The following is an 8,463-nucleotide window of genomic DNA, read 5'->3' as shown; positions in this document are numbered from 1 at the left end:
GACGTTTCTGCTTACGACCGTGCTAAGTTAATGAGCGCTGAGTACGATGCAACTGAACTGGCTGCTGAAGCTGACGAAAAAGTTCGTACATTCCAAGCTGATGCTTCTCGTGAAGCGGGTGTGTTCCATCACTTGATCACACTTCCTACTTACCACACTGCTGCTCTTTCTACTCATGAGCTTGCACAAGGTTACTTCGGTTCTGAAGGTATGTTGGCTTATGTTGCTGGCGTACAACGTAAAGAAATCCGTGGTGGTATCGCTTGTGTTAAACACCAAGCAATGGCGGGTTCTGACATCGGTGATGATCACAAAGAAATCTTCTCTGGTGACAACGCTCTTAAAGCGCACGATGATGCTAAAAACACAATGAACCAATTCTCAGCTCACTAAGCTTTGACTTGATTCAAAAAACCCTGCGAAAGCAGGGTTTTTTTATGGTTGGTGATTTTAATTGTGATTAGATATCAACTGGGCGATCAGATTTGAGATCTTAAGGGATTAATATAAATAGCCATACAATAAAGATCATACTCAAAGAAACGAATTGTGCAGCACTGCCCATATCTTTGGCATTTTTTGAAAGTTCATGACGTTCAAGAGAGATTCGATCCACCACGGCTTCAATTGCCGAGTTGAATAGTTCAACAATGAGCGCCAGTAAACAGACTGCAACCATTAAAGCTTGTTCAAAACGGCTCACATCACATAAAAAGCTCACAGGAATAAGAATGAGATTAATCCAAAGAACTTGACGAAAAGCAGCTTCATGGGCAAAAGCGGCTTTGAAACCAGAAAGAGAATATTGCGTTGCATTTAAAATGCGTTTAACGCCAGAGCTACCTTTAAATGGGGAATATAGAGTCATAGCTGCCATTATTTTAAAATTTTAAACACAATACCCAAGTTATATTAAAAGTCGCTTAAAGATGTGATGAATGCCGTTGTGCTTTTAGATAAAGTTAGATAAAGAGTGCAGAACCATATACTCATATTTTTATTTTTTACCGAAAGTCATTGAAAAACGAAGCGAGGCGCGCTGAGCAGAAAATATAATCTAATTGCTTCGGGAATGTAAATAACGAGCTTCATGGCTTCTAAAAGCTGTGAATTGCTTTATGACCGAGAGCTGCGTAATTAGTGAAAATACAATCTAAACTTGCTTTAATAAATGTTTAAAACGTTGCCAGTGTATCTTTCTCTTATTTATAACCGAGATTGCACACCAGTCTAAAAGAGGGAGAGTCGTTTTTAGCGAGAAGGATATAAAGGTGGGCTGTTAGCCTTATGGCATGCACATGATCATAAAATCGGATGGTGTTGCTTGTTGTATGTTGGATTCGATTTAAGTCTGGTTAGGTCGTACCTATTTTTTGCTCTCGATGCCCGATAATCAGTTATACAGCCTGAATGTATTCATTATTGATGGGGTATTGTAGCTACGACTGTACCGTTTTTATTATCCTGCTGATTGTCAGCTAAGCCTAGAGGCCTTGTAAGCGATAGCGCATTTTTAGCCTTTTGCCCTCAAAGTTTAGTTAGTGTTGTGTCGCTAGTATTTAGATTAAACATGTCAAATTCATGTCTAACTACAGAAAATTAGTGGTTGTCATCAAATGGTCAAAAATATTTCTTCATAGTTTCTTCATATTTCGCTTTAATGTTCTCTTTCATGTTGTTAGGTCTTGTTTTTTAATGATTCGTCATGGAAGATCATGCATGTAGTTACATGAAGTTTTTAGATTCAGACCCTAACCCTAGAGTAACACCATTCCATGCTCTCTAAGTTTTTTATTCATCGGCCAATCTTTGCAGGTGTACTCGCAATTATTGTCATGGCATTTGGTTTGTTTGCCACCTTTCAGTTGCCTGTGGAACGTTATCCAGATATTGCACCGCCTAGAATTACGGTAGGTGCAACATACACAGGGGCATCGGCTGAGACTGTAGAAGAAAGTGTCACTCAGGTCTTAGAACAACAAATAAAAGGGATTGATCATTTACTTTATTTTAGCTCCAGTAGCGATTCAAATGGTCGTAGTCGAATCAGCATTAGCTTTGAAAATGGTACCGATCCTGATACTGCTCAGGTTCAAGTACAAAATGCGGTCAATGGTGTGATTAACCGTTTACCTGAAGATGTACAGCGTCAAGGGGTTAATGTTTATAAGTCTTTGGGCGATACGCATATGGTGATTGGTCTATATGACCAAACAGGAAAAAGCAATAATATTGAGTTGTCAGATTATATGATGACCCACTTAGAGCAAGACTTAGCCCGTATTGATGGCGTTGGAGAGGTTGATGTTTTTGGTTCTCAGTATGCTATGCGTATATGGCTCAATCCACATAAACTACGCCAATATGGACTGATGCCCAGTGATATTCGTGCAGCGGTTGAAGCGCAAAATACCCAAGTTGCGGCAGGGGCAATCGGCGATTTGCCAACCCTATCAGATCAATATTTGAATGCTAAAGTGACATCTGGCACACGGTTAAAAACTGTTGAAGAATTTGAAAACATTATTGTGAAATCGAACCGTGATGGCGGTTTTATCTATTTAAAAGACGTGGCTCGGATTGAACTGGGCGCGGAAAATTACCAGTCGTTTAATACCATTAATGGGTTTCCTTCAGTTGGGATTGGGATTTCTCTGTCCTCAGGTGCCAATGCCTTAGCAACGTCTGCATTGATTAAACAAGAAGTTGCCCGCTTGTCTTCTAAACTGCCTGAAGGTTATCAAATTGTTTATCCGCGTGATAACACACCTTTTGTGCAAGAGTCGATTAAGGAAGTCGTCAAAACACTATTTGAAGCGGTGCTTCTGGTGATTGTGGTCATGTTTGTATTTTTACAAAACTGGCGTGCAACACTGATTCCGACCATTACAGTACCTGTCGTGATTTTAGGCACACTTGCTATTTTATACGTACTTGGGATGAGTATTAATACCTTAACACTATTTGCATTGGTCTTAGCTATTGGTCTTTTGGTGGATGATGCGATTGTGGTAGTGGAAAACGTTGAACGGTTGATGCATGAACAGAATATGAGTGCAGAGCAGGCCTCTATTACATCTATGCAGGAAATCAGCGGAGCATTGATCGGGATTACTTTGGTGTTAACTGCTGTATTTATTCCCATGGCATTTTTTGGTGGTTCAACGGGAGTGATTTATCGTCAGTTTTCCATCACTTTAGTGGCGGCCATGGCACTGTCTTTATTGGTGGCATTGGTGCTCACTCCTGCCTTATGTGCCCTCATTTTGAAACCGAATGATAAATCTGCCCGTTGGGCAACGTGGTTCAACTTAAAGCTAGATCAGTTAAAACAGCATTATTTACGATTAAGTACTCAGACGATTCAACACGGTAAAATCATGTTACTCATCTTTGTGGCACTCATTACCGTGTTTGCGTTGTTTTACCGGGTTTTGCCGACCAGTTTTATTCCAAGTGAAGATCAAGGTATTTTAAGTGTGCAATTTAAATTGGCTGATGGTGCACCACTGAGTCAAAGTCGTGTCGTTGGAGAAGAGATTCGCCAATATTTCTTAGACCAAGAACAGGCCAATATCAATTTGGTAATGATCCGTTATGGGCGTAACTTCTCGGGGACAGGACAAAACTTGGGTCAAGGCTTTATTGCACTCAAACATTGGGATGAGCGTAAGGGGAAGGACAACTCAGCGCAAGCGATTCGAGAGCGTGCAATTGCTCATTTTAATGCACATCGAAATGCACAAATTAATATTAATTTGCCGTCATCGGTGAATGGTTTGGGGCAAACCGATGGTATGGAGTTCTGGATCCGAGACATTAATGGTGAAGGTCGTGCTTATTTAGAAGCACAGTTCAAGGCTTTGCAGGAAGCATCCAAGCAGTACTCTAGTTTTAGCAATTTAGATAAACGTTCCAACCCAGATAAAGCCGAACTCAAGGTTGATATTAACCAACAGCAGGCATTAGCCAATGGGCTTAGTCAAACTGCGATTAACAGTACCTTGTCGAGTGCATGGGGTGGAACTTATATCAATGACTTCATTGACCGTGGTCGGATTAAGCGGGTGATTATGCAGGCTGATGCCGCGTTCCGTTCTAAACCTGAAGATCTTCAGGCTTGGACAGTGCGCAATGATCTGAACCAAATGATTCCATTTAGCAATTTTTCCCAAGTATCTTGGAGTGGCGGTCCTGAAGTGGTAAATCGTTTTATGGGTTATACCGCCCTAGAAATGGAAGCAGATACCGCCAGAAACGTCAGTTCGGGTCAAGCCATGCAAGATGTCCAGAAAATGTTACAAGCACATGAGGGGATTGATCTGGCTTGGAGTGGTTTATCTTATGAAGAAAATAAGTCTAATAACCAAGCATTGCTGCTGTATTTGGTCTCCATTGGCTTTATTTTTTTATGTTTAGCGGCACTGTATGAGAGTTGGAGTATTCCAACGGCAGTGATGAGTGCGATTCCATTAGGGATTGGTGGTAATATTTTGTTTAGTTATCTGACGGGCTTTCCAAATGATATTTATTTCCAGATCGCATTACTCACCACGATTGGTTTATCCTGCAAAAATGCGATTTTAATTGTGGAATTCGCCTCATTGGCACAGCAAAAAGGCCAAACAGCAATTCAAGCTGCATTAGAAGGGGCCAGCCTACGTCTACGTCCGATTTTAATGACATCTTTGGCTTTTGGGGCCGGTGTGACTCCTTTGGTTTTTGCCTTTGGTGCAGGGGCGGCAAGTCGTCAGGAAATTGGAGTAAGTGTACTCGGTGGAGTGATTTTTGGAACCGTGCTGGTATTGTTGTTTATACCTTTAATGTATGTTCTGGTTCGTCATGTGTTTCATGGGCGAACTCAGCAGGATGAAGTCTAAGTCCAAGCCGAAACATGTATAGAGTTTAATACGCATGGCGGATCTTTAAACTGTAGCCACAGTAAGCTCCAGATATTTAAAGATCTTTTGCTATACTCGGACAAATAAAGAAGAACAATATTTGAGTGCTATATGCCAAATCCATCATTTTCACAGCAAGATTTTAAATATCAGCTAAATCAGCCCAATAACCATGCTTTTATCCAAAGCCTAAAACAGTACAGCACTGCGGATTTGGCTGATATTTTAATGGGGCTGCCTATACCTGCGCAAATTCAGCTATTGGAAAAATTACCTCAAGCCAGTTATGTTTTTGAGTTTTTAGCGTTGACCGAGCAGCAGCAGCTAGCAGCGCGATTGCCTCAGACTTTGCTGCTGAGCATACTGGCTCACATGCATTCGGATGATCGCACCGATTTATTTCAAAGCTTGCCTCTCGCGCTTCAAACTCAACTTTTTTCTAAATTAGATGCGCAGATTCAAGTCCAACTGAAGACGTTGATGGATTATCCTGCTGAGTCTGCGGGTGCAATTATGAGCACTGAGGTCATTACGGTACATGCTGAAATGACTATGCAACATGCGATTCAACATATACGGTTACATGCAGCGGAAAGTGAAACTTTATATCTAATTTATGTCATTGATACATTGCATCGTCTGCAAGGGGTGATTTCGCTGAGACAAATCATCCAAGCCCCGCCTGAGCAATCCATTGCACAGGTTATGACCAGTCATGTCATTATGGGTTTAGTCAGTGAAGATCAGGAAAGCATCGCACAGAAATTGGCCCATTATGATTTTATGGCTTTGCCAATCGTTGATGAGCAGCAGCGTCTATTGGGGATTGTGACCTACGATGATGCAATGGATGTGGTACAACAAGAAACCACAGAAGATATTTTAAAAAGTAGTGCGGTTGCGGCCAGTCCGCAGATGAGTATTAAAACGGCTCCAATCCTCTTATTGTATAAGAAGCGGGTGTTTTGGTTGGTATTTCTGGTTTTTGGCAGTTTACTCTCGGGGCTGGGAATTGCGCATTTTGAAGACTTGATTGCAGCACATATCGTTTTGGTCTTTTTCCTCCCTTTACTGGTGGGAAGTGGCGGAAATGCAGGGTCCCAGTCCGCAACTTTAATGGTACGCGCACTAGCAACGGGTGATGTACATTTTAAAGACTGGTTTTATTTGCTCGGACGTGAAAGTCTGGTTGCGCTGTGCTTAGGTGGAACCATGGCAACGGCAGTCTCTATTTTGGGCTATTTCCGTGGGGATATTTTGGTCGCCGTGGTTTTGGCGCTAAGTATGATGGGTATTGTGTTGATGGGGTGTCTGATTGGTATGAGTCTGCCGTTTATCTTAAACCGCATGAAACTCGACCCAGCCAGTGCATCTGCACCTTTGGTCACTTCAATTTGTGATGCATCAGGCGTGGTGGTATATCTGCTGATTGCATCGCAAATTTTAAGCTTGTCCTAAGCCTATAAGCACTTGTTTCAGCACAAAGTTAGCACAGAAAAAAGTGATAAAAACCAGCATAATTCAGTGGTTTTATGATGTTAATGTGGTTGAAATAATGGAGGTCAGTACCAACATGCCTGAACCCTTAGAACAAAAAAAAATTAGCCAGCAAGATGTCATCCGTTTAGAGCGTGATTTGGCCAAATATGCCAATATGATGGATTCGGTGGTGCGTATCCCGTTCACCAAGCAGGGTGTAGGTGCCGATGCAGCGCTGAGTACTGTTCCCATCGCTGGGGATATCGCGGGTTTTGCCTTGACTTGTTATGCCATTTATAAAGCTAAACAAATTGGCGTGCCGCAAGAGAAATTAAGTCCAGTGTTGAAGCTGGCTATGATTGATGCCGTCGTTGGTTTTATCCCTGTATTAGGGACATTGTTTGATATTTTTATACGTCCGAGTCGTAAAGCACTGGATGTGGTGCATGACCATATTCGGGAAGAATACCAAATTCATTCAGAGCATCATGTGACTCATCCCTTTCTTCATGAAAAATTGGAAAAGAAACAGCAACAGTCCGTATTTTGGCGAAATCCAGTAATTGCATGGCTTTGGCTACACATCCCCGATTTGTTTGGCCTGATCTTCTTGGTCTGTTTTATTGGCTTATTATGGTGGGGTGGCAGTGTGATGTGGCATTGGTTACAAGGACTAAACCTAGGATAGCTGCTGATGAAATTTGAAGGTCAGATTACGGCGAATTTGCCAGCGATTGATTTGGTATGCACTGCTTCATTTTACCAAAGCTTGGGCTTTGATCTGATCTATCAGTCCGCAGAGTGGATGATTCTGCGTTTAGGTACAATGACACTTGAATTTTTCCATCATCCACATTTAGATCCAAACAGTTCATGGCATAGTGCCTGTATTCGCGTAGCGAAGATTCACCCCTATTATGAATATTGGTCTAAAGTGAATTGGGCGTTGTGGGGAACTGCCCGTATGACTGATATTCAGGATTTTGACGAGATCCGCCAGTTTTGTATCATTGACCCAAATGGCAGTTTATTACGCTGTATCGAAGTGACGATTGAATGAAGATGCTCTGTGATGCAGAGTCACAAAAAAGCCTCCAAGTGGAGGCTTTTTAAAATCTAGTGAACGAGTTTTTTATGGACAATCGAGCTGTTGTAAAGCAGCAACACGTTGTTCAATCGTCGGGTGGGTTTGGAACAAAGCGGCTAAACTAAAGCCTTGCTCTTGACCTGCCGCGATCGCAAACGCTTTCATTTCTTTAGGCATAGCATCTGGAAGTTGTGATTCTGCTTGTAAACGCAACAAGGCTGAAATCATCGCTTGTTTGCCTGCAAGACGGGCACCTGCTTCATCTGCACGATATTCGCGGTAGCGGGAGAACCACATCACGATTGCAGAAGCTAAAACACCAAAGACAATATCAAGCACAATAGTAATGGCAAAATAAGCTAAACCAGGTGCTTCTCCGTCTTCACGTCCAAAGACATTACGATCAATGAAATCACCTGCAACACGTGCAAAGAACATCACGAAGGCGTTCACGACACCTTGAACGAGCGCCAAAGTCACCATGTCACCATTGGCCACGTGACCAATTTCGTGAGCCAAGACTGCGCGAAGCTCGTCTTTATTCATACGCTCAAGTAAGCCAGTAGAAACGGCAACTAATGCATCGTTCTTGTTCCAACCTGTAGCAAAGGCATTCGATTGGTAAGAGGGGAAAATACCGACTTCTGGCATTTTAATACCAGAACGTTGCGCCAATTGAGCGACTTCTTGTAGCAACCATGCTTCAGCTTGGTTACGTGGGGCATTGGGGTCAATTAACTCTGTACCAGTTGTTTTCTTCGCCATCCATTTTGACATGAATAGAGAAATCATTGAGCCAACCATACCAAAGACAAAACAGATAACCAAAAGGTTACCTAGATTTAAGCCACCCGCGCCATGGTAACTACCGACACCGAAGAGTGACAAGATAATGCCAGCTACAACCAGTACCGCGAGGTTGGTTAGCAAGAACAAACCAATCCGCATCATTGAGAAAATCCTCTTATAATAAAAAAATAATCTGATTTATAAATC

The 8,463-nt window shown here is 42.2% G+C and carries 6 protein-coding genes and 1 pseudogene; 5 read left to right on the top strand and 2 right to left on the bottom strand.

The genetic code is table 11. From position 1 onward, the window contains the following. Positions 1 to 393, top strand: a pseudogene (locus tag B4F08_RS01630) (isocitrate lyase); the annotation flags it as partial. Positions 394 to 493: 100 nt separating this feature from the next. Here B4F08_RS01630 and B4F08_RS01625 read toward each other — a convergent pair. Next, positions 494 to 868, bottom strand: a complete 375-nt coding sequence (locus tag B4F08_RS01625) for a diacylglycerol kinase (protein ID WP_086208252.1) — start codon at positions 866 to 868, stop codon at positions 494 to 496. A gap of 907 nt (positions 869 to 1,775) precedes the next feature. On the opposite strand from B4F08_RS01625, the gene B4F08_RS01620 reads away from it, so the two are divergent. The 4 genes from B4F08_RS01620 to B4F08_RS01605 all read left to right on the top strand — a co-directional run bounded on the left by B4F08_RS01620 (position 1,776) and on the right by B4F08_RS01605 (position 7,440). Next, positions 1,776 to 4,880 (top strand): multidrug efflux RND transporter permease subunit, encoded by a 3,105-nt coding sequence (locus B4F08_RS01620; RefSeq protein ID WP_291372717.1) that lies wholly within the window; start codon positions 1,776 to 1,778, stop codon positions 4,878 to 4,880. Between the two features lie 132 nt (positions 4,881 to 5,012). Further along, complete coding sequence (mgtE, locus tag B4F08_RS01615; protein WP_291372715.1) at positions 5,013 to 6,359, top strand: magnesium transporter; 1,347 nt, start codon at positions 5,013 to 5,015, stop codon at positions 6,357 to 6,359. 115 nt (positions 6,360 to 6,474) lie between these two features. Continuing rightward, positions 6,475 to 7,068 (top strand): DUF4112 domain-containing protein, encoded by a 594-nt coding sequence (locus B4F08_RS01610; RefSeq protein WP_291372720.1) that lies wholly within the window; start codon positions 6,475 to 6,477, stop codon positions 7,066 to 7,068. Between the two features lie 6 nt (positions 7,069 to 7,074). Next, positions 7,075 to 7,440 (top strand): bleomycin resistance protein, encoded by a 366-nt coding sequence (locus B4F08_RS01605; protein ID WP_151707465.1) that lies wholly within the window; start codon positions 7,075 to 7,077, stop codon positions 7,438 to 7,440. 72 nt (positions 7,441 to 7,512) lie between these two features. Here B4F08_RS01605 and htpX read toward each other — a convergent pair whose 3' ends face one another. Next, positions 7,513 to 8,418 (bottom strand): protease HtpX, encoded by a 906-nt coding sequence (gene htpX / locus B4F08_RS01600; RefSeq protein WP_058870051.1) that lies wholly within the window; start codon positions 8,416 to 8,418, stop codon positions 7,513 to 7,515. Positions 8,419 to 8,463 lie beyond the last annotated feature (45 nt).

It is taken from the genome of Acinetobacter sp. UBA6720 (genome assembly GCF_002454215.1).
Taxonomy (GTDB): Bacteria; Pseudomonadota; Gammaproteobacteria; order Pseudomonadales; family Moraxellaceae; genus Acinetobacter.
Note: the sequence above shows the minus strand (reverse complement) of the source record. Positions and strands in the feature narration are given on the sequence as shown.

What these genes read in the sequence shown, in the direction of transcription:
- B4F08_RS01625 (WP_086208252.1), bottom strand. Translation starts at nt 868, where the DNA reads ATGACTCTATATTCCCCATTTAAAGGTAGCTCTGGCGTTAAACGCATT.
- B4F08_RS01620 (WP_291372717.1), top strand. Translation starts at nt 1,776, where the DNA reads ATGCTCTCTAAGTTTTTTATTCATCGGCCAATCTTTGCAGGTGTACTC.
- mgtE (WP_291372715.1), top strand. Translation starts at nt 5,013, where the DNA reads ATGCCAAATCCATCATTTTCACAGCAAGATTTTAAATATCAGCTAAAT.
- B4F08_RS01610 (WP_291372720.1), top strand. Translation starts at nt 6,475, where the DNA reads ATGCCTGAACCCTTAGAACAAAAAAAAATTAGCCAGCAAGATGTCATC.
- B4F08_RS01605 (WP_151707465.1), top strand. Translation starts at nt 7,075, where the DNA reads ATGAAATTTGAAGGTCAGATTACGGCGAATTTGCCAGCGATTGATTTG.
- htpX (WP_058870051.1), bottom strand. Translation starts at nt 8,418, where the DNA reads ATGATGCGGATTGGTTTGTTCTTGCTAACCAACCTCGCGGTACTGGTT.